General features: G+C 48.7%; 17 protein-coding genes. 1 reads left to right on the top strand and 16 read right to left on the bottom strand.

Annotated elements, in window-relative coordinates; translation table 11 throughout:
* The first annotated feature begins 32 nt into the window (after positions 1 to 32).
* Complete coding sequence (fdxA, locus tag FXF61_RS03785) at positions 33 to 356, top strand: ferredoxin FdxA (RefSeq protein WP_151184005.1); 324 nt, start codon at positions 33 to 35, stop codon at positions 354 to 356.
* A 94-nt stretch (positions 357 to 450) separates the two neighbouring features.
* On the opposite strand, the gene lipA is transcribed toward fdxA, so the two are convergent.
* The 16 genes from lipA to FXF61_RS03705 all read right to left on the bottom strand — a co-directional run bounded on the left by lipA (position 451) and on the right by FXF61_RS03705 (position 21,262).
* Positions 451 to 1,428, bottom strand: a complete 978-nt coding sequence (lipA, locus tag FXF61_RS03780; protein ID WP_151184004.1) for a lipoyl synthase — start codon at positions 1,426 to 1,428, stop codon at positions 451 to 453.
* On the bottom strand, positions 1,421 to 2,080 hold the full coding sequence (lipB, locus tag FXF61_RS03775) for a lipoyl(octanoyl) transferase LipB (RefSeq protein ID WP_151184003.1): 660 nt from the start codon (positions 2,078 to 2,080) through the stop codon (positions 1,421 to 1,423). The genes lipA and lipB overlap by 8 nt, the downstream gene beginning before the upstream one ends.
* Entirely contained in the window at positions 2,080 to 2,361 is a 282-nt protein-coding gene (locus tag FXF61_RS03770; protein WP_151184002.1) for a DUF493 domain-containing protein, read from the bottom strand. The genes lipB and FXF61_RS03770 overlap by 1 nt, the downstream gene beginning before the upstream one ends.
* Positions 2,362 to 2,497: 136 nt before the next feature.
* On the bottom strand, positions 2,498 to 3,661 hold the full coding sequence (locus tag FXF61_RS03765) for a D-alanyl-D-alanine carboxypeptidase family protein (RefSeq protein ID WP_151184001.1): 1,164 nt from the start codon (positions 3,659 to 3,661) through the stop codon (positions 2,498 to 2,500).
* 78 nt (positions 3,662 to 3,739) lie between these two features.
* Complete coding sequence (locus FXF61_RS03760; RefSeq protein ID WP_256663499.1) at positions 3,740 to 4,747, bottom strand: septal ring lytic transglycosylase RlpA family protein; 1,008 nt, start codon at positions 4,745 to 4,747, stop codon at positions 3,740 to 3,742.
* A gap of 2 nt (positions 4,748 to 4,749) precedes the next feature.
* Positions 4,750 to 5,757: a lytic murein transglycosylase B gene (gene mltB / locus FXF61_RS03755; RefSeq protein ID WP_256663498.1), complete on the bottom strand. Its 1,008-nt coding sequence runs from the start codon at positions 5,755 to 5,757 to the stop codon at positions 4,750 to 4,752.
* 9 nt (positions 5,758 to 5,766) lie between these two features.
* Positions 5,767 to 6,912, bottom strand: coding sequence for a rod shape-determining protein RodA (gene rodA, locus FXF61_RS03750; protein WP_151184000.1), 1,146 nt, complete (start codon positions 6,910 to 6,912; stop codon positions 5,767 to 5,769).
* Positions 6,909 to 8,807, bottom strand: coding sequence for a penicillin-binding protein 2 (gene mrdA, locus FXF61_RS03745; RefSeq protein WP_151183999.1), 1,899 nt, complete (start codon positions 8,805 to 8,807; stop codon positions 6,909 to 6,911). The genes rodA and mrdA overlap by 4 nt, the downstream gene beginning before the upstream one ends.
* Before the next feature lie 9 nt (positions 8,808 to 8,816).
* Positions 8,817 to 9,284, bottom strand: coding sequence for a 23S rRNA (pseudouridine(1915)-N(3))-methyltransferase RlmH (rlmH, locus tag FXF61_RS03740; RefSeq protein ID WP_151183998.1), 468 nt, complete (start codon positions 9,282 to 9,284; stop codon positions 8,817 to 8,819).
* On the bottom strand, positions 9,285 to 9,647 hold the full coding sequence (gene rsfS, locus FXF61_RS03735; protein ID WP_151183997.1) for a ribosome silencing factor: 363 nt from the start codon (positions 9,645 to 9,647) through the stop codon (positions 9,285 to 9,287). It abuts the gene before it with no gap.
* Between the two features lie 21 nt (positions 9,648 to 9,668).
* A complete protein-coding gene (nadD, locus tag FXF61_RS03730) occupies positions 9,669 to 10,337 on the bottom strand; it encodes a nicotinate-nucleotide adenylyltransferase (protein ID WP_178087259.1) in 669 nt (222 codons plus the stop codon).
* Entirely contained in the window at positions 10,303 to 11,568 is a 1,266-nt protein-coding gene (locus tag FXF61_RS03725; RefSeq protein WP_151183995.1) for a glutamate-5-semialdehyde dehydrogenase, read from the bottom strand. Before FXF61_RS03725 ends, nadD begins: the two co-directional genes overlap by 35 nt.
* A gap of 251 nt (positions 11,569 to 11,819) precedes the next feature.
* On the bottom strand, positions 11,820 to 12,620 hold the full coding sequence (locus FXF61_RS03720; RefSeq protein WP_151183994.1) for a mechanosensitive ion channel family protein: 801 nt from the start codon (positions 12,618 to 12,620) through the stop codon (positions 11,820 to 11,822).
* Positions 12,621 to 12,656: 36 nt separating this feature from the next.
* Positions 12,657 to 14,051, bottom strand: coding sequence for a hypothetical protein (locus FXF61_RS03715; RefSeq protein ID WP_151183993.1), 1,395 nt, complete (start codon positions 14,049 to 14,051; stop codon positions 12,657 to 12,659).
* A gap of 361 nt (positions 14,052 to 14,412) precedes the next feature.
* Positions 14,413 to 15,030: a hypothetical protein gene (locus FXF61_RS03710; protein ID WP_178087258.1), complete on the bottom strand. Its 618-nt coding sequence runs from the start codon at positions 15,028 to 15,030 to the stop codon at positions 14,413 to 14,415.
* Positions 14,999 to 21,262: a filamentous hemagglutinin N-terminal domain-containing protein gene (locus tag FXF61_RS03705; protein ID WP_151183991.1), complete on the bottom strand. Its 6,264-nt coding sequence runs from the start codon at positions 21,260 to 21,262 to the stop codon at positions 14,999 to 15,001. Before FXF61_RS03705 ends, FXF61_RS03710 begins: the two co-directional genes overlap by 32 nt.
* Positions 21,263 to 21,268: the final 6 nt, after the last annotated feature.

The following is a 21,268-nucleotide window of genomic DNA, read 5'->3' as shown; positions in this document are numbered from 1 at the left end:
CGCAAGTCACCAGCCCTAGGAGATGACTCGTTATGACCTTCGTTGTCACTGATAACTGCGTTAAATGCAAGTACACCGATTGCGTGGAAGTCTGCCCAGTAGACTGCTTCTATGAAGGACCAAACTTTTTGGTTATTCACCCTGACGAGTGCATTGACTGTGCGCTGTGCGAGCCAGAGTGCCCAGCTGGCGCTATTTTCGCAGAGGATGAAGTGCCTGAAGATATGCAAGAATATATAGAAATAAACCAAGAGTTAGCTGACATCTGGCCAAATATCAGCGAAAAGAAAGACCCATTACCAGATGCAGAAGAGTGGGACGGTGTTCCTGATAAACTGCAATACTTAGAGCGCTAAACTGCATTTCAAACCTGCACACATCTGCTGCTCGCGCTGAATAAAAAACCCGTATTGGCCTAACCGACCAATACGGGTTTTTGACAACTGAAACTTACTTTAATTGCTCATGCGCCTGCTGGTCAGCATGATACGACGAGCGCACCAAAGGCCCAGATGCTACATTTTTAAAGCCCATCTTCGCCCCTTCTTCGGCAAACCAAGCAAAGATATCGGGATGGACAAAGCGCTCTACCGCCATGTGGTCACGTGACGGCTGTAAGTACTGACCTAAAGTCAGCATATCAATGTCATGCTCACGCATGCGCTGCATCACTTCAATCACTTCTTGATCAGTTTCACCTAAGCCCAACATCAAGCCAGACTTGGTTGGTACCCCCGGAACACGCTGTTTAAAGCGCTCAAGCAAATCCAAAGACCATTCAAAGTCAGAACCTGGGCGCGCCGCTTTATATAAACGCGGTACTGTTTCAAGGTTATGATTGAACACATCCGGTGGCTCAGTGGCGGTGATATCCAAGGCAATATCCATACGGCCACGGTAATCAGGCACTAATGTTTCTAACTGTACGGTGGGCGACAATGCCCGAATCTCACGCAAACAATCAGCAAAGTGCTGAGCGCCGCCATCGCGCAAATCATCACGGTCGACCGAGGTAATCACCACGTACTTTAACTTCATATCGGCAATCGCTTTTGCTAGGTTATGCGGCTCATTAACGTCTAAAGGATTTGGTCGACCATGTCCAACATCACAGAAGGGACAACGACGGGTACAAATATCACCCATAATCATAAAGGTTGCAGTACCCGCTGAAAAACACTCGCCTAGGTTTGGACACGATGCTTCTTCACAGACACTGTGTAATTTATGTTTACGCAGGGTTTGTTTAATGCCTTCGACTTGCGGTGATACCGGCACACGCACACGAATCCAATCAGGTTTGCGTAGAACATCAACGCTTGGAATCACTTTTACTGGGATACGTGCTAATTTTTCTGCACCGCGCAATTTAACGCCCGCTTCAACTTTTGCAGGTTTAGCGCTCACTGGAACCTCTTGATTACTCATAGCATTCAATCCCATCGGTAAGGGTGGTGTATTCACTGAATTTAAGGTTTGAAACGAGCGCATCACGCAAGCGGGCACTCACTTCAGTCATATCTACGGGGTGCTGCGTTTCATCACGCAACTGGGTCATCTGCAGCCCGGCATAGCCACACGGATTAATGCGCAAAAAGGGCTGCAAGTCCATATCAACATTGAGCGCTAAGCCGTGAAAGGAACAACCGCGACTAATGCGCAAGCCTAAGGAGGCGATTTTTTTATCAGCCACATAAACGCCTGGCGCACCGACTCGTGCTTGCGCATCAACGGCGTAATGGCTCAGCAGCTCAACTAGGCTGCCTTCCATAGCACTGACTAAGTCGCGCACGCTCTGTTTTGAGCGACGAACATCAATCAAAATATAAGCAACAAGCTGACCCGGCCCATGGTACGTCACTTGACCACCACGATCGACCTGTACGATAGGAATATCGCCCGCTGCCAGAACATGCTCAGCTTTACCGGCTTGCCCCTGAGTAAAGACACGCGGATGCTCTAATAGCCATATTTCATCAGCACTGTCAGTATCGCGTGTCTGGGTAAAATGCTGCATAGCGCGCCACGTCGGCTCGTAGGCAATACAGCCTAAATTGCGCACAACAATGGGTCTAGGCATTACAACACCATGCGCACAATACCGGTCTCACGCAAGTCACGATTAATATTTTCCAGCTGCTCTACACTCTGTGCATCAATGCAGATTTGCACTGATAAATAGCGGCCTTTACTGCTGTCACGGCGTCGAACTGACTCTGGATCAAGATCAGGTGCATGGCGCTGTATCACTTCAAGAATGACTTCAATAAAATTATCGCAATTGTCGCCAATAATTTTGATTGGGTAATCAGCGCAAGGAAACTCAATCTTAGGTGGTTGTTGTACTGTTTCTTCGGTCATCTCAACTCCGAGCTTTTGGCTCTTTTCGGCAGAGGGTTTGGGTAAAAACCCTCTAAACATATACCTAATAGCGCTCTTGAGATGCACTAAGCAAACACAAGAATGCTCATAAAGCCCTGCGCTAGGTGCCCAAGCTTTAGTTAAATAAGCTGTAAAAAAACATACGAATTGCATCAAGCATGCGGCTAAAAAAGCCACCTTCTTCGACATCTTGTAGCGCAACCAAGTCAGCAGTGTGTAAAACCTCATCGCCTAGACGCACTTCAACCACGCCTAAACGGTCACCTTTGTTAACCGGTGCAACAACGCTTTCATTGAGCACCATGGTTGCCGCCATTTTACTGACTTGGCCACGTGGCAAGGTTAGAGTCAAATCATCAGCCAAGCCTACTTTTACTTGTGAGTCCTCACCTTTCCAAACTTTGCTTTGCGCCAGCTCTGCACCTTTTTTGTAGAAGGTTTTAGTTTCAAAGAAACGAAAGCCATAGGTCAATAATTTTTGTGTCTCTGCAGCGCGCGAAGCCTCGCTGGAAGCTCCAAAGACCACGGAAATCAAACGCATGTCATCACGTACTGCAGAGGCCACTAAACAGTAGCCGGCTTCATCCGTATGCCCCGTTTTTAAACCATCGACGGTTTTGTCACGCCACAGTAATAAGTTACGGTTGGGCTGCTTAATACCATTCCAGAGAAACTCTTTCTGCGCATAAATCGCATAGTGCGCTGGGTCTTCATAAATGATAGCACGCGCCAATTTCGCCATATCATGCGCAGACGAATAATGCCCCTCAGCAGGCCAGCCTGTTGCATTTAAAAAGTGCGTATTGTCCAGCTGCAAACGTGTCGCTGCAGTGTTCATCATGCTAGAAAAGGCTTCTTCACTACCGGCAATATGCTCCGCCAAAGCCACACTGGCATCATTGCCTGACTGAATAATAATGCCGTGCAACAGGTCATCAACCGATACCTGCTTACCCACATCAATAAACATGCGTGAGCCACCAGTGCGCCAAGCCTTTTCACTGATAGTGACCATGTCTTGCTCAGCAATTTGTCCGTTTTGAATCTCTTTGGTGGCAATATAGGCGGTCATCAGCTTAGTTAAGCTAGCGGGCGGCAAGCGCTCATCGCCATTATTTTCAACCAGCACTTTACCGCTGATAGCATCCATTAATACGTATGACTTAGCGGCCAGCTCTGGCATCGCCGGAATAACAGTTGGGGCAGCGCTGACTGCGCTAGCTGCGCAAACTACAACGGCACTTAAGCAAAATTTTTGTAAAAAATGACTGATTTTCATACAACTCTCAAATTTATAAAGATACTCAGTATCATCTGTCTGCATATTGAAAACTCACACATGCAGCATGTTCAGTGATTAGTCAGCCGAAACAAGTGCTGGGCGACCTAAATTCGCTAAACGCACGCGCTCTTGCAAATGCTCGGCTTCGTTGTGATCTGGGACTGGACCCATGCGTACCCGATGCAGCACTTGCTGATTACGCACCACTGAATTAATAAACACTGGAGCACTGGTCAGAGTACTCAGTTTATCCCTCAGCAGTTGCGCTGCGTCGGGATTGGCGAATGCTCCGACTTGGAGATAAAGGCCAGCGACTGATAGTGAAGCGTTTTTTTTTGAGTCAATTTGCACAGGCGACACCGCACCAGCGTGCTGTTCAGCAGGTGGATAATACTCTTCAGGCTCTTCGGGTAAAGATGGCAAACTCAAAGGCTTTGTATTCGCCAGCGTATACGATGCGCCCGCCATAGGTACTCTTTGTCCACGCTCAGCCCACCATGCGTGCGGATCAATGCCTTCAACCGACACGCGTGCAACACCTTTGTCAGCAAAGCCAAGCTTTTTCGCGGCAGCAAAGGATAAATCAATAATACGATCCGAATAAAATGGCCCGCGATCATTAACGCGTAGCGTAACAGTGCGACCGTTCTCTAAATTGGTGACTTTGACATAGCTGGGCAGTGGTAAGGTTTTATGCGCGGCAGTCATGCCGTACAGGTCAAAGGTTTCACCATTGGCAGTATCGCGGCCATGAAACTTGGTGCCATACCACGAGGCTGTCCCCGTTGCTCTGTAATTATGTGAATTTTGAATGGGAAAATAGCGACTGCCCATCACAGTATAAGGGGCTGCTTTAAAGTTGCCCTGGTGTGGCATCGGCACAGCATCTGGAATACGCGAAACATCAACAGTCCACCACGGTGCACCATCACTGCCCGGCCGTTTAAAATTAGCTGGGCCGCTGATGGAGCCATCGCGAATCACTGGCTGCGGTTGCGGCATTTTTGGGCTGCTCGATGAGCAACTGATTAGCACCACACCAAGAGCAGCTGCAGTCAAAACCTGCATACTGTGCTTTAACATTGTTATTCCTTACGTGCGGCTGACAATAATTCAGCCAACTCATAAACTGCCATGGCATACATTACACTACGATTATAGCGTGTTATGGCATGAAAATTCGCTAACCCAATCCAATATTCATTGCCTTGCTCAGCTTCTAATCGGAACGCTGTCACCTTACGCTGTTTATCCAGAGGTGAGCGTGGTGTCCAGCCCAGCTTTTGCAACTGCTGCACATTGATTTTAGGATCTAAGTTATCGGACAGCCCTTGCTCTGCTAAGCCGGCATCTTTGATATCAGCACGCACCACAACTTGCTGCCCTGGCTGCCAGCCATGTTCGATGAAGTAATTGGCCACACTGCCCACTGCATCGGTTGGATTATTCCATATATCAATACGCCCATCCGCATCAAAATCAACCGCATAAGCGCGAAAACTGCCTGGCATAAATTGCGGCAAACCCATCGCGCCCGCATAGGAACCGGTCAGGCTCAGTGGGTCAACCTGCTCTTCACGGGTCAACAACAAATACTCTTTCAACTGCTGACGAAAAAACGGCGCACGTGGAGGGTAATCAAAAGCCAGCGTGGATAACGCATCAATCACGCGATGGCCACCGGTGTTGCCACCATAAATCGTCTCGACGCCAATAATGGCGACAATGATCTCAGCCGGTACACCGTATTCTTGCTCTGCACGCTGTAAGGCGTCTTGGTTTTTCGCCCAAAACTCTATGCCTTTATCAACACGTGACTGAGTGATAAAAATGGGTCGATAATCCTTCCACGGCTTGACCCGCTCTGCCGGCCGGGAAATCGCATCTAGAATAAACTGCTTGCGCTGTGCTTGCGCAAAAAGCTCCCGCAGCGGTTCACTGACAAAGCCGTATTCTGCGTTCATTTCTTCAATAAGCGTGCTGGCTAGCGGGTGCTGGGCATAGTTATTTTCTTGTGCAGACGCATGCGCTGCAACCAGCGTAAATCCGAGACAAGCAATCAAACCTTTCATTCGAAATAACACAGTGTGCATGTATAACCCTTAAGATTGAGCGATCCATTTACGGTGCGTATGAATCGCCATTAAAACACCAAATCCAGACAATAGCGTCACCAGAGAAGTTCCGCCGTAGCTTATAAATGGCAGCGGCACACCCACAATAGGCAATAAGCCGCTGACCATGCCGACATTAACAAAGACATAAATAAAAAAAGTCAGGGTAATTGATCCTGCCAACAACTTGCCAAACACTGTTTGTGCTTGCAGAGTAATCACCAATGCGCGTGCAATCAAGAGTAGATACACAAGTAGCAACATACCAATGCCGACCAGGCCAAACTCTTCGCCTAAAACCGCGATAACAAAGTCGGTGTGGCTTTCAGGTAAAAAATCCAAATGCGATTGCGTACCGAGCAACCAACCTTTGCCAAAGACACCACCAGAGCCAATCGCCGCCTTTGACTGAATAATATTCCAGCCGCTGCCAAGGGGGTCACTTTCAGGGTTTAGAAAGGTTAATACACGCTGCTTTTGGTACTGATGCATGACAAACATCCACATACCAACGGCAACAGGCACCACTGCAGCAATAGCACCCGCAATCCAGCGCCAGCGCAGACCAGCAAGAAATAAAACAAAGACACCTGACACCAACACCAGCAACGCTGTACCCAGGTCAGGCTGACGAGCAATCAGCACAAAAGGTATGACGATCAACAACCCGCTGATAAAAATATGTTTAAACGTTGGTGGCAAGTTATGCCGAGCCAGGTACCACGCCAAAGTCATGGGTACAAACACCTTCATCAGCTCGGCAGGCTGGAAACGCACCACGCCTGGTATATTGATCCAACGTGTAGCCCCCATCGCATTGTGGCCGACCACATCAACCACCACCAATAATGCAACCCCAATCAAATAGACGAGCGCTGACCAGCTGGCCATAAATCGTGGCTCAAATTGCGCCACTACAATCATCACCGCCAGCCCAATGCCAAACGACGTCGCTTGCTTAATCAACAAGCCTTGGTCCTTACCACCCGCTGAATATAAAACAAACAGACCGATGGTCGCCAACACCAGCAAGAGGAATAAAAGCCAGCCATCAATATGAATACGCTGTAAAAATGATGCTCGGCGGCGTAAGACGTCACCCTCGGAAAGAACGCGATCAAAGCCACGACTCATGGTTTCACCTCTGCTTGCGCACGCTGCTCTGCGGTCTGGTATTGTCCTTTTAGCACACCTTCATTATCGAGCAACCAGCCATCTAACACCTGCTTAGCCACCGGTGCCGCTACAGCCGAACCAGATTCACCGTTCTCAACCATCACCGCCACAGCGATAGCAGGTTTTTCAGCCGGTGCATAGGCAACAAATAAAGCATGATCACGATGACGCTCTTGGACCTTATCACGGTCATAGCGTTCGCCTTGTTTGATCGCCACTACTTGCGCGGTGCCGCTTTTACCGGCGATGCGATATTGTGCTGACTCACCTACTTTGCGTGCTGTTCCTCGTGTGCCATGCAATACATTCTCCATGCCTTGCTGCGCGGCTGTCCAACTGGTGTCATTGCGTAAAATAATATCAGCGGGCTCTTGCGCTTCAGCAATGGGCGGCATACCGCCAACACTGCGCGCTAAATGCGGACTGTGCCATTTACCTTTAGACGCCATTAACGCTGTGGCATGAGCTAACTGCAAAGGAGTCGATTGCATATAGCCTTGGCCGATGCCAAGAATCAAAGTTTCCCCAGGATACCAAGGCTGTCTATAACGCTCACGCTTCCAGTCTTTAGATGGCATCAGTCCGGCCGTTTCTTCAAACATATCCAAAGCCACCCGCTGACCAAAACCAAAGCGGGTCATATAATCATGCATACGATCAATACCCAATTTATGGGCTAAATCGTAAAAGTACGTATCATTGGATCGTGCGATGGCTAAATCAAGCTCAACCCAGCCATCACCATAGCGGTTCCAGTTACGGTATCTGTGTTTATGATTGGGCAGCTGATAAAAGCCTGGATCAAACACTCTAGAGCTTGGTGTAATCACCTCTGCATCGAGTCCAGCCACCGCCATCATCGGTTTGATGGTTGAGCCAGGTGGGTACAAGCCTCTTAACACGCGATTAAACAACGGCTGATCGAGCGAGTCACGCAGCAATCCATAGGCTTTAAAGCTGATTCCAGTCACAAACGGGTTAGGGTCAAAACTTGGCTGACTGACCATCGCTAAAACTTCACCGTTATTCGGATCAATCGCTACTATCGCGCCGCGCCGCCCATCTAAAGCAAGCTCAGCGGCCTCCTGTAACTGGCTATCAAGGGTCAGGTAAATATCACGCCCCGATACCGGCTCAACACGATTGAGTACACGCAATACGCGACCACGAGCATTGGTTTCAACTTCCTCGTAGCCTACCTGGCCGTGCAATTCATCTTCATAAAAACGTTCTATACCCGTCTTACCAATATGGTGCGTGCCGCTGTAGTTAACTGGATCGAGCTTTTCCAGCTCTTTTTCGTTGATGCGCCCCACATAACCCACCGAATGCGCAAAATGCTCTTTTTGTGGATAGTAACGCACTAAGCTGGCTGCCACCTCGACACCGGGCAGGCGAAACTGATTAATCGCGATGCGGGCAATTTGCTCTTCACTGAGCTCAAACATCACCGGCACCGGCTCGAAAGGACGACGGCCCTGGCGGATACGTTTTTCAAACAGCTCACGGCTGTCAGCATCCAACTCAAGGATCTCAATAATGGAGTCGAGCACCTGCTCCCAATCGCCAGCACGCTCGCGGGTGAGCGTTAAGCTAAAGCTGGCTCTATTATCTGCAATCACCACTCCATTACGGTCATAAATCATGCCGCGCGTGGGTGGCAGTGACTGCACATGGATACGATTATTTTCAGCTAATGTGGAATGATGCTCAAACTGTACAACTTGTAAGTAATACATTCTAAGCATCAGCATCATGGTTAAAAAAAGCAGCACGATGCCAGCAAATAACACGCGCCCGCGAATCAGCCGCGTATCGCGCTCATGATCTTTTAGCCGAATAGGAGGTGGCATAACCGCTCACTATTTATGATAGGGGTGACCGTTCAGCACAGTCCATGCGCGGTAAATTTGCTCACCCAAAAGAATACGCACCAACGGATGCGGTAGTGTTAATGGCGACAATGACCAGCGTTGCTCGCTACGCTCGCACACCTGCGGCGCAAGCCCCTCAGGGCCACCCACCATCAAGTTGACATTGCGTGCTTCTAAACGCCAGCGCTCAAGCTCCTGCGCCAGCTGTTCGGTACTCCAAGCTTTACCATTCACCTCTAAGGTTACAATACGCTCTCCTGGCTGTACTTTAGCTAGCATGGCATCGCCCTCTTGGCGGATCAGCCGCTGCACATCCGCGTTTTTACCGCGCGTGCTCAGAGGTATCTCGACCAACTCTAGCGGCAGCTCACTGGGCAGACGTTTAGCATACTCTTGCCAACCCTCTTCCACCCAGCGTGGCATTTTAGAGCCAACAGCAATTAAGCGAATACGCACTTACTCAGCGCCTTGCTCATCGTGTTGTGCGCGGCTTTGTTCAGCACCCTGCCAGAGACGCTCTAAGTCATAATGCTCACGGGTTTCAGTCTGCATCACATGAACCACAACATCATTCAAGTCGATTAAAGCCCATTCGCCACCATCTAAACCCTCGCTCCCCAGAGGTCGTGCACCCTGCTCTTTAGCTTTTTCTATAACGTTTTCCGCCAATGCTTTAACTTGGCGCGCCGAGGCACCTGAAGCGATGACCATGAAATCAGTAATACTGGTTTTACCGCGTACATCAATAGTGACAATATCTTTTGCTTTAACTTCTTCTAAAGCAGCAGTCACTAAGTTAACAAGTTGTTCATTTTGCATTGGGTATCTAGCCTCAAAAGCTCATGACTCTTGATAGAGTCGATGTGCATAAATATATTTAAAAACAGTATCTGGTACCAAATACCGCACGCAACGTTGTGTTGCTAATAAGTGTCTAATTTGTGTTGCTGAAATAGCCAACGGTGTTTGCCACACAAAAGTAATTTGACCACTGGGCCCCAGTAAAGTTTGCGGATCACTCACGCTTTTTGCTGCCACTAAATCACGCAGAACCTGTGGCGCTTCAATATCTGCGTCTGGGCGCTGCAGCACTAAAATATGGCAATACTCTAACAACTCATCCCAGCGGTGCCAGCTTGGCAGGCCACAAAACGCATCCCAACCTAAGATAAGTAGCAATTGATCCTGCTCATCCAACTCAGCACGCAATGATAACAAGGTATCAATGCTCCAGGAGGGTTTATCGCGACGTAATTCACGATCGTCAACGCTAAGTACATCTACATCTTCAACCGCCAACCGCACCATTTCTAAACGCTGCTGCGCACTGACTTGCGGAGTATCACGGTGCGGCGGCTGCGCGTTAGGAATTAATAGCAACTGATCTAATGCATAATTTTCGGCAACCTCTAGCGCACTGCGCAAATGGCCAATGTGCACAGGATCAAAGGTACCACCTAACATTCCAATTCGCTTAGCCACGCACGTGTCCGTCACCGAATACGACATATTTCTCACTGGTCAAGCCAAGCAAGCCAACCGGGCCACGTGCATGCAGTTTATCAGTAGAGATACCGATTTCCGCACCCAAACCGTACTCAAAACCGTCAGCAAAACGTGTTGAAGCATTGATCATCACCGAGCTGGAGTCCACTTCGGTCAAGAAACGTCGAGCATCAGTGAAGTTTTCCGTCACTATACTGTCAGTATGCTGTGAGCCGTAGGTATTGATATGCTCAATGGCTTCTTCAAGCGAGGCAACGATGCGAATCGCAAGAATCGGCGCATTGTACTCTGCCGCCCAATCGTCTGCAGTAACAGGCTTCACCCGTCCTGCAAACAACGCACAGGTTTGCTCACAACCACGCAGTTCTACCTGTTTGGCATCATAGATATCCAACAGTGGGCGCAATACAGCATCCACTTGCGACTCATGCACCAATAAGGTTTCCATCGCATTACAAGGCGCATAGCGCTGAGTTTTCGAATTATCAGCAATACGGATTGCTTTTTCTGCGTCAGCAGCCTGATCAACATAGACATGGCACACGCCATCTAAATGTTTAATCACCGGCACTTTAGCGTCACGACTGATGCGCTCAATCAACCCCTTACCGCCGCGCGGGACAATCACATCGACATACTTAGGCATGGTGATCAGCTCACCTACCGCAGCGCGATCAGTGGTCTCAACCACTTGCACTGCAGAAGCAGGAAAGCCTGCCACAGCCAAGCCTTGATTCAGACATTGAGCAATCGCTTGATTGGAATGAATGGCTTCTGAACCACCACGCAAAATAGTTGCGTTACCGGACTTAATGCATAAGCTAGCCGCTTCCACTGTTACATTGGGGCGCGACTCATAAATGATACCGATCACGCCCAGCGGCACACGCATTTTACCCACCTGAATACCCGAGGGGACAAAGTGCATATCACGAATTTCACCAATCGGATCAGGCAGTGCAGCTACCTGCTTTAGGCCTTCAATCATTTCATCGATGCGCGTTGAGCTGAGCGCTAAACGATCAAGCATCGCATCATCTAAACCACTGGCGCGGCCTGCTTGCATATCTAGCGCATTAGCCTCAAGCAAAGCACTGCGCGATTGATCAAGTGCATCAGCAGTGGCCAATAACGCCTGATTTTTTTGAGCTGTACTGGCTCTTGCCAACACACGCGAAGCCTCACGCGCAGACTCGCCAAGGCGCTGCATGTAGTCAACAACAAGTTCGGTCATAGCATCAAACCAAAGTCAAAAATTAAATAGGCAGCAATTATAGCGATGTCGGGGCACAAACGCACAGTTAGTTTAATCCAAGGAGTAAACACTAGACATACAACACTTATGTTGGCTGCTATCGCGCAAATACGCTTCGCTTGGTATCTTTTAAAATAGCCTTTGTTTCACATCTACCACCAGTTTCTAGCCAGTGCAGACTGAAAAGCGGCCTAAGAAACAGCTAAGCACAGCGTTCACAACTTTTGGTATCAGTTGCCGATGACAGGCGCCGAAACAAAATGGACGCCTTCCCGCTCCATGAGCTTCGCACCTACGGCTGTTAACTCACTGATAAAACGAAACTGAGCGTTGGGCTCAATAGGATAGGCTTTCAACCGATAGACCATGCCCCACGGCTGGTTGGAGACCACAACCTGCACTGGCTTCCAGGTTTTCACCAGCGGGTGTGTAAACGCCACAGAGCGTAACAGCGTCATAATTTTTGCCATGTCGTGATGCGGTTGCAGATGAAACTCAGCAACGCACATCAAGTGATCAGTGCCATCATTTGCATTGGCGATCAGCGCATCCCAAAGCTTGCCATGCGGGACAACAATAACCGTATCATCCGGCGTGACCAGCTTAGCGGCACGGGTACCGATGGCGCGCACCTCACCGTAACGCCCATCAATTTCAACCCAATCACCCGGTCGATAAGGCATTTCGTAGAGAACCACGATGCCAGCAATCAAACTATTAGCGTAGTCCTTAAATGCAAAACCCAAGGCCAAAGCCAAGGCACCAAAAATGGCCACCATATTTTCGAAGGACGGCTTAACTAGGGTAGGCACCACTAAAATAATAGTGGATACAATAATCACCAGTCGCAACAACGGCACCGAAGCCAGCAAATAAAGACGCGGCTTACCGCCCAACTTGCTAGCAATGCGCGGCAGAATTTTCTGTACAGCCAAATTAATCAACGATGCGACAATAATCAGCATCAGCGCCTGTAGCAATGCTTGCATAGTGATGCTGTCTAACGCACTTTTAAGGCCAAGCTCTTCCATCGTCATCATCCTCTATTAACGTCTTGCTACGTCATTTCAAAAGACGTCTACCGGAAACCCCCAGCTCTGCAGGTGTCGGCGAGTCGTCGGGTATCCCAAAGGCGTTACACGCCAGACATTAGACTCGCTATCCATTTCGCCAGCAGGTGTTTCTAGATCAGCGCTTGGCCTGTGCTCAATCGCACCAATGACTGACGTATTGGCGCTGATGATGTCCGCCCGCATTAACCGTGACAGCGCTAAACTGAGGTCAGGCTCCTGTATCGCTGTAACCAAGCTCAGATCCTCTGTGGTCAAGCCATCATGCAGTAGCAAAGCGTGTAACACCAAGCCAAGGTTGCGCTCAGGGCTGGCCGGCATCACAGGCAGCCTAAGCTGGCCTAACGGCGCCACCCAACTGTGAGCATTGTTACCACTTAGTTCGCTTTTCTCTTCGCCTGCCTTCTTGTTTTGATCCGCTGCAGCATCAACTTCCGGTCGAGCCCGTAACGCCCGCTGCCAGATTGCCAGCGCAACACCAGGAATACCACGCGAGTCAGCAGCTAAATTACGGAATAGGTTTGCGTGCTTGCGCTTTTTCTTATCGCTAGCACAATCACCGGGCTGTTCCAACGGCAAAACATAGAGGCCATCCGTAGTCGTGCGCACAACCGGTACCTGCTGGTTATTACGACCCGCCAACTGTTGCAGCCATACACCCAAGCGTTCGTCTGTCAGTGGCGCTGGTACCCAAGGCGTCAATTGAGCGTCTGGGTAATAACTTGACCAGAATTGCCAACACCAACTGCTGCAACCAATCACTCCTTCACCTGCTTGATCGGCAGCCAGCAAACGCAGCAGCTCTTGCACTAGCGCTAAACCATCGTGATGACGACGCCAGAAGGCCGCCAGCTCACTGATCACCCAAGGTTGATCCATAGGCTGGCTTTGCCACCATTGCCTGGCGGCTTCTTCGCCCATCAAAAGAGTAGCTGGCGGCAAGATCAATCGATAACCTTTGCCTGCCGTTTGCTCAGAAGACTTTTGGTCCGCTCGTGTCGTTTTATAGTTTGGAAAGCATCGTAACGCCTGCGCAACACCAGTAAACGGCGGCGCCACAAGCATCAGCACCGACCGATGGCACCGATCTTCATCCCTAAGCCGTTGTATCGCTTCAGCAACCGTTTTAGCATGGGCAGCGTAATCTGGCTCAGGCGCGATTTTTTGTAGCTGCTCTGCGCTGAGCTCTGGGAGCCCATCTAGGCTCTCAAAGGATTCATCCCCACGGGTGATTTCTGCTCTTAATTGCTCCAACCAATAACGGGCTGTACCCACTAACGTGCGGCTCACCGAAGCGCCAGGCAGCACCCATTTATCAATAGGAATCAGCCCTCCAGGTAGCAGCGGGTTATCTTTAGGGGTGTCACCGCTTGTAGCTTCAGGTTTGCGCATTACCACTCGCCGCCTCCTCTGAGCAGGGTCTGGAATAAAATCCTGTCCGAGTACTATGCCACTGCATTGGGCGGGCACCAACACAATATGATGCTCGAACTGTGAGTGTATGCTGGATGCCTGTTTGTCAGTACTGCCAATAAAGTTAAATTACAGCCTCTTGCACTGCTCGTTTCTTAATCCATCAGGTGCTGTGGCTATTTCAGAGAGCTAATATTTCACTGTATTGCTCGCAGTCATGCTGGCTTGTTTGTGTGAGCCGAACTCCAACTCGAGATGCTATGTTGATAGCTGGCTTTCCTTAAAAACTCAGCTAGTTTAGTTAGCACTCAAGGTTAGTATTTAAGATATAAAAGCTACCCTAATGAGTTGAAGGACGCGGTTGTTCTGTATTTTTCTTCATGTTATCCAGCTTCTCACATCGATCCACACACTCAAACCAAGGCTGGCCAGACCAATCGCCGTAATTCTGAACATAAAAAAAAGATACTTTATCTGAAGGAAACAGCCAACGCTTGGGGTTTCTTAAAAATTGAAAACCGTAGGCTTCACCGCCACCATTAATATATAAATATATATTATAGGATGCTCCAGGGTAGTTATCTGCGCATCTCTTAGGTGAGTTTTTATCTAGCAACATACGAGCCGAGCAATATTGATAATCATAACCTTTTGAGTAAGCAAGGTAGCGACCATTGAAAGCATGTGTAATTTCCCACTTATACTTTTTAAGTAAAGCTGGATGACGGTAACGGCCAGCTTTCATTGCTCTTGAATTTAAATTAATAGGAGCCTCTCTATCCTCCCTCATAGAGAAAACAGGGTAATCCAATGATTCAATGCGTAGATACTTATCATTCATAGCAAAGCTATCACCACCAGCCTCATGCGCGTGATAGGCAGATTCTGGGACACAACCCTGCATAACTAACAGGTATAGAAAAAAACTACTCTTTAATATATTTTTTATAGTTATCAAAGCTATGCTCCCAAGGTTTTAACGGGACAACTTGAGCATCCCAGTTAAATAACTTACCCAACCAGCCACCATTTACCAAATCTCCAGTGCCAATCATCACCTCTGCATTGGATGGAGCAACTGCTCCAAATGGAATAGAGTACAAATAAACTCGCTCAGCCAAACCATTGCTAGCCAAATATATATTACTTAAAGTGCCTAACGAGTGACCGCTTGAAAGTCCATTACCTACACCAAACTCTGACAAATAGTCTCGAACTGATGCATCGGGCAACCCCTGATAACCCAATAAAATATCTGCAGCATCAAAAGGCAGACCCACAACCACATTTTTTCGGTTACCAACACCTAAGACTACAGTTCCATCACTTTTAGAGAGCTCGCCCTCCTGCTCACCGAGCCTCGTACCAACACTCCCCCACTGATTCCCAAAACTAGAGCCTGTCATCAGCAGCCAACTTAGCTCGTGTGGCTTCAAGCCTATTTCTTTAGCAAATTTAGACTGCGCATAGCCAAATGCTTGATTCATTCCTACTTTATAAACTTCCTTTGCTAAACTCATCCACTCGCTACTGCCTATGTGGTGCTTAATATTACTCGCAGTATTAATCGTATTATTATAATAAGTGCCGGCAGATAAATAGCTAGCTAAGCCTCCTGTGACACCTCCAACCAATGCTGCATCGCGCCAATCCTGACCCTGACTGACAGCACTAGCCGCACCTCCTGCTGCTCCAGCAACCACTCCAGAAATCGTTGCGTTAGCCCAGCCGGCTGTAACAACAGAGCCTGCGGTTGCACCGCTAGCCACTGCTGAAGCGGTAGCAGTACCAGTTGCTGCCATTGCAGTGCCTGAGCCCGCTGTCGCACCTGCTGCACCACCAATCAAACCACTAGCCGCACCTGCAGTAAAATATGCCACCACAATAGCAACCACCATCGCTACAGGGCCACCTAAGCCTGAACTGCTGTATTTAAAACTGTCGTGCAACTCCCTGACCTGACGCCAATCTACATCACCACGTTGCTCCACTTCTTTGAGCCATGCTAATTGCGGATCGGCTTGCACCATGGCATCAATGGTTTGGCTAACGCTTTGTTGATTAACTTCTTTGATGTCGATTTTAATATTTTCAGCCGCTCGAATGGCGATTTCACCCTGCGCTTGTAACTGGCTTTGTATCAAGCTTTCATCGGTACTGCCTTTGCCTTTAGCGCTTTGCCAAACCCAACTGCTTTTGCTGCGGATACGGCTTTTTTGTTCGAGGTCTTTGACTCCCTCAAACACAATTCCTGCTTCACTATCCAAGATTAGATCAGCAGCACTCTTTAGTTTTGCAGCTTGGTAAAACTGCTCGCCGCCACTCGCAACCAGCAAATCACTACCTGTGCGGATGTCACTACCTATATTGGTGATTTGCGTGCGCTCGTCACTTTTAAAGCTCTTACGCCCAAAACTACCTTTCTTCTTTTCCTCATAGAATGAGTAGTCATAGTCCTGCTCAGCCACTAACTGCACCTTACCGCCTGCAACAAGATAGGCTTCTTTACCTGCATTAATTTGACTAGAAACCACCTGCGTATCAGCCCCAGATATACTCTCAAACTGACCGCCCGCCTCAAGCACCGATGCTTGCTGGCGGATTCGAGCGCTCTCTTGATTTACTTTCTTATCGCTACGGCGGTAACGGTATTCGCTATTCTGGGTATTGGCTGCTGAACTGATCAACACATCACCAACCGCCTGCAGACTCATATCACCACCCGCTTTCAAACGGCTGGCCACGACTGCTACACCTTGCTCTGCACTTACATTTAGCTGCGTGCCTGCCTGGATTTCACTGGCGTGCTGAGTGGCGCTGCTGTTGCTCCAAAAGTGGCGCTTGTCTTGGCGCATTTGTCCGTTATTTTCTTCAGCAGATACCAGCAGCACATTACGGCCTGCATTCAGCTCCATGGCTGCACCAGCTTTGAGATTGGCACCCTGATTAATAATGTCGCGCCCTGCCATCAATGACAGATCATGAGCGGCTTCAATGCCCGCCGCCTGATCAACAGTACTGGTCGTTTGGCTAAAACCTTTGCCGCTGCGGGCTTCTTGAGTAATGGTGCGCTCATTGCTGATATCGCCTGTTACTGCCAACAGACTTACATCTCGCCCCTTAATTAAGCCACCACGCTGATTGTGAATACTGTCTTGCGCTAATAACTGCAACCGTTCATCTGCTTGTATCAAGCCGCTGTTGCTGATGTTTTCAGCATTAATAGAGAGGTTCTGTCTAGCACGTAACATGCCGCTGTTATTAAGCTCTGCACCGGAAATCAACGCCACATCACGCCCTTGGATTAATGCACCTGTAGGGGCGACACGGTCTGTTGCTTGCGCTAAGTACAGAATCGGCACCAGTACTTTTTCACCCTGTACTTCACGCTCTTCCAGCCAAACAATGTCATGGGTTAACGCGGCAACTTGCTCTCCAGTCAGAGAGATTCCCAGTGACAAGTTTAGTGACTCTTTACTGGCAATGCCGTTGTCCATGAGGTAACGAAACTGATCGTCATTCGAGGTGAGGCCATCAAGAAAACGCTTGCCGGTGCGGGCAATGACGGCCTGCTCAATTAAACGCTGCTCGTATAAACCATCACCTAAGCGCTTTTGTGCTTGCTCAGGGTCATAGCCCAGGCCTTGCAGAAGATAACTGGAATTGAGAAAACCGCTCATACTGGCAAACAGCGGATTGGTTTCAATCAAATAGGGATGATTGACGTTCGAGTTAACAGCAAATAAGCCATTGGAGCTCTGCGGCAAACTAAATCCAGGTAGCACTGTTGGGTCAACAACCTGCTGAGTCAGGTCGGCTGGCAATTGCGCATTCAACTGCACCACTAGAGGTTGCGAGCCAGAGCCAACATGCGTATTTAATGTTTGCGCAGCGCCTGCTGTAGGCGCTTGATTGGCCAGGAGTGACGCATTATTTATGGTTTCTCTAGCCTGAATATGAACATTGCCTCCGGCTTGAATAATAGCGGGCGCTGCTATTCCAGTCGGCGTTTGCGTTTCAATATCGCTGACTAAGCGCCACTGCCGTAATGCGCTGGGCAATTCTTTTGGTAATGGCTGTCTATTATAAGGATAAATATAATTCCAACGAAAACGCTCATCCGTACCATCGGTGACGCGCCCCGTGTTAAAGCGCTGCACCCGTTGCGCGGTGCCGGTACTTGCCGCAAGGTTTTCTAATGTATCGGCAATAATACTGATATTACCTGAGGCACTGAGATTGCTATAGCGATTAGCAATCCAATCGCCCTGTGCAGTTAAATTGCCACCGGAGTGGATGCGCGCAGCAGCTGAATCTTCTTCTACGGCAAACTCAAAGCGTTCTGTGGCTATATAATCCACATTATGATGATCGCCACTGCAGTCATAACAGACCACTCCAATATGGCCAGAGGTCAATGTCTTACCCAGACGAAACTGTTCTTTGCGGTTATTCAAAGTAGCCGCATGTAAACGCATATCACCACTGGACCCAATACTGCCTGAGCGATTTTCCAGCGCGGTCATCGCGGTATAAGCATCATCTTTGGCAGCAGTTAAAGCGCCTAAACTATAGATATCACCATATAAATTGGTCAGTGTATTACTGCGCAAAGCCATGTCTGCGCCACTAAAGAGCAAACCTTGATTTAAGAGATCGTTTATTTCAATGCGCAGCTTTTGACCAGCTCCGAGGGTTGCTTGGTTGTCTACATCGTTGGCACGTATCTGTACATCACCCGCCGCACTCAAGGCTCCGGCATTGAGCAAACGACCACCGAGTTCAAATACAACATTTTGAGCACTGCGCACACTGGCACCTTGTTGCAGATCGACGTTCTGGCTATTTATATACAAGCTGCCTTGGCTGTGTAGCGCACCTTTGCCTGTATAGCTATCGCTCAATGACAGATGCAAAGCACCATCGGTTTCAATCTGCCCGTCATTCACCCAAGTAGTGCCACTGGCATGTAAATCATCAATTGAGCGCAACACACCACTTGCGGTGTTGGTGAAATGGTTTACGTTGAGCTCTATTTGCTCCGCTTGCAACTCACTGCTATTAAGCCAACGGTCTAGATCCAGCTTGAGGATGCCATTGGTGAAAAAGCTACCGCCTGCTTGACCGGCATCACTTAGATTTAAAGCAAACTGTTCGCCCAAATGACGCACAATGCCTTTTTGGTTGCTTAAGGCTTGGCTGTTTAATAAAAAGCTTTGGTTACCAACTTCAAGCAAACCTTTATCGTTATTAAACAGCGTCTTGATAGTAAAAGCACTATTGCCCGTTTCTCCTAAAGCACGCAGCCGTCCAGCATCATTACTGATCGAGCCGGTATTTAGCAATAGCGTATCAGTGGCCTCAATCAGCCCTGAATTGTTGTTCAAGTGCCCCGTCAAACTGACTGCAACCTCTTGCCCACCGATCAAACCACTTTGGTTGGTTAAACTCGTCGCATCAACTGTTAGGTTTTGCTGGCTAATAAGCTTGCCGTCATCGTTGTTAATCGCCGCTTGTGAGAGTTGTAAATCTCCCGCTGTGGCAATAATCTGCCCTTGACGATTGTCTATGGCATCGCCTCCACCCACATAAACACTGTGGGCTTGGATAACACCTTTTTGGTTATTCAGTTGCTGTGCATTGAGCTGGAGCGCGTTGCTATTTGCCAGTATTTTTCCGCTTTTATTATTCAGCGAGCGATTGGCGGTGATGTTAACAACGCCGGTATTGGCTTGCAGCACAGCATCTTGGTCATTAATCGTGGAGCTGGATATGTTCAGATCACCGCCCTGACTCAAGATCAGCCCATCGTTCGTGTTATTGATCTGAGCAGACGCTTGAATGGTTAAATCTTGATTGCTCGCCAGAATGGCTTGTGTGTTATCTAACGTTTGCACTGTAAGGTCTAAGGTTTGCTGGCCAATCAGCTTCCCACCACTGTTATCAAGATGATTGGCATCAATCTGCGCTGCACCGACCGCAACAATCTGTCCTCCCTGATTATTCAATACATTTAAATCAGTATTCAAAGCACCTTGCGCAACCACTGTGCCTTGGTTTTTAAACTCGCCACCTTGCACCGTTAAAGTACTGGCAGTATTGCTGCTGCCATCAGCGTTGGCACCCGACTCAATCACGCCGTGGTTATCAATCAATGCAGCATCTAGATCTAGATCACCGGCAGCAGCTAAACTATTACTCACATTAATCGCGCCGTGTTTGGTGGTGACTTGAGCAGACTGCTCGCTGTAAATATCTTGCGTTAAATCGATCTGGGCTGCATTGAGTTTGATATCACCTTTAGCCGCTGTTCTTGCCAGACTCAGGCGTCCATTAGCATCAATCTGGATATCACCGGCACTGGCGGCCATATCGCCGGCCAATTTTACCCCAACACCTGCTTCGGTGCCGACTAAGCGAATGGCTCCGGCATACATTCCACCTAAAGCAGAGCTATCGATGGCAAGGCTGGGTTTATCATTTGGACGATCTGCTTTTGCAGTGGCGGTGAGGGTTTGCGCATCGACATTGTTACGACCGGTAATGATATTGAGTTGATTGGCGTGCAGTTCAGCGTTAATTTTGGCGCTACGCGTGATCAGATCAAATTGGCTGATATTAGAGGCATTCAGTCCCGCACCTGAAATTTCAATCTGTCCACCTTCGACGTCATAACGTTTAAGCTGGCCTTGCTCAATAATCGGCTTACCCGTGGTTAGCGTGGCATGCGGTGTATTGATAAAGCCGCAGCCATCACAAGTGATCCCGTGCGGGTTAGCCACCACGACATGCGCTTGTTTACCCGCCACTTCGGTATAACCTTTAAGCTGACTGGCTTGGCCACCAGTCACCTCATTAAGAATCAGTCCCGCAGCCCTGCCGTTGAGCTGGCTGTTTCCTACAATAATGCCGCCTAATTGGGTTTGGGTGAATTTATCCGTGCTGTTGTTTAAAATCAGCCCCTGCTGGCCCACGTTATAATCAGTGAACTTATTATGCGACAGCCCTTTACTGTTTGGTGTGTTGATATTAACCACAGGCACACCATTGCCGGCTTGGCTGATGTGCGTGTTTCCCCCAGCACTCGTATCAACACGTAAATCTGCAGCAGCAGCAAGTAAAGGCTGTCCACACATCACAGCAATTAACAGCTGAGCAATAATCTTAAATAAACGGCTTTGGGTATTCATACTGAA

It is taken from the genome of Pseudomonas sp. C27(2019), from assembly GCF_008807395.1.
Lineage (GTDB): Bacteria > Pseudomonadota > Gammaproteobacteria > Pseudomonadales > Pseudomonadaceae > Denitrificimonas.
This window is presented reverse-complemented; position numbering and strand designations above follow the sequence as displayed.

Coding starts and splice junctions, on each gene's coding strand:
- lipA (WP_151184004.1), bottom strand. CDS start 1,428: ATGAGTAATCAAGAGGTTCCAGTGAGCGCTAAACCTGCAAAAGTTGAA.
- fdxA (WP_151184005.1), top strand. CDS start 33: ATGACCTTCGTTGTCACTGATAACTGCGTTAAATGCAAGTACACCGAT.
- rodA (WP_151184000.1), bottom strand. CDS start 6,912: ATGAGTCGTGGCTTTGATCGCGTTCTTTCCGAGGGTGACGTCTTACGC.
- nadD (WP_178087259.1), bottom strand. CDS start 10,337: ATGTCGTATTCGGTGACGGACACGTGCGTGGCTAAGCGAATTGGAATG.
- lipB (WP_151184003.1), bottom strand. CDS start 2,080: ATGCCTAGACCCATTGTTGTGCGCAATTTAGGCTGTATTGCCTACGAG.
- FXF61_RS03765 (WP_151184001.1), bottom strand. CDS start 3,661: ATGAAAATCAGTCATTTTTTACAAAAATTTTGCTTAAGTGCCGTTGTA.
- FXF61_RS03725 (WP_151183995.1), bottom strand. CDS start 11,568: ATGACCGAACTTGTTGTTGACTACATGCAGCGCCTTGGCGAGTCTGCG.
- FXF61_RS03720 (WP_151183994.1), bottom strand. CDS start 12,620: ATGGAAGAGCTTGGCCTTAAAAGTGCGTTAGACAGCATCACTATGCAA.
- FXF61_RS03760 (WP_256663499.1), bottom strand. CDS start 4,747: ATGTTAAAGCACAGTATGCAGGTTTTGACTGCAGCTGCTCTTGGTGTG.
- FXF61_RS03705 (WP_151183991.1), bottom strand. CDS start 21,262: ATGAATACCCAAAGCCGTTTATTTAAGATTATTGCTCAGCTGTTAATT.
- FXF61_RS03715 (WP_151183993.1), bottom strand. CDS start 14,051: ATGCGCAAACCTGAAGCTACAAGCGGTGACACCCCTAAAGATAACCCG.
- rsfS (WP_151183997.1), bottom strand. CDS start 9,647: ATGCAAAATGAACAACTTGTTAACTTAGTGACTGCTGCTTTAGAAGAA.
- mltB (WP_256663498.1), bottom strand. CDS start 5,757: ATGCACACTGTGTTATTTCGAATGAAAGGTTTGATTGCTTGTCTCGGA.
- FXF61_RS03770 (WP_151184002.1), bottom strand. CDS start 2,361: ATGACCGAAGAAACAGTACAACAACCACCTAAGATTGAGTTTCCTTGC.
- mrdA (WP_151183999.1), bottom strand. CDS start 8,807: ATGCCACCTCCTATTCGGCTAAAAGATCATGAGCGCGATACGCGGCTG.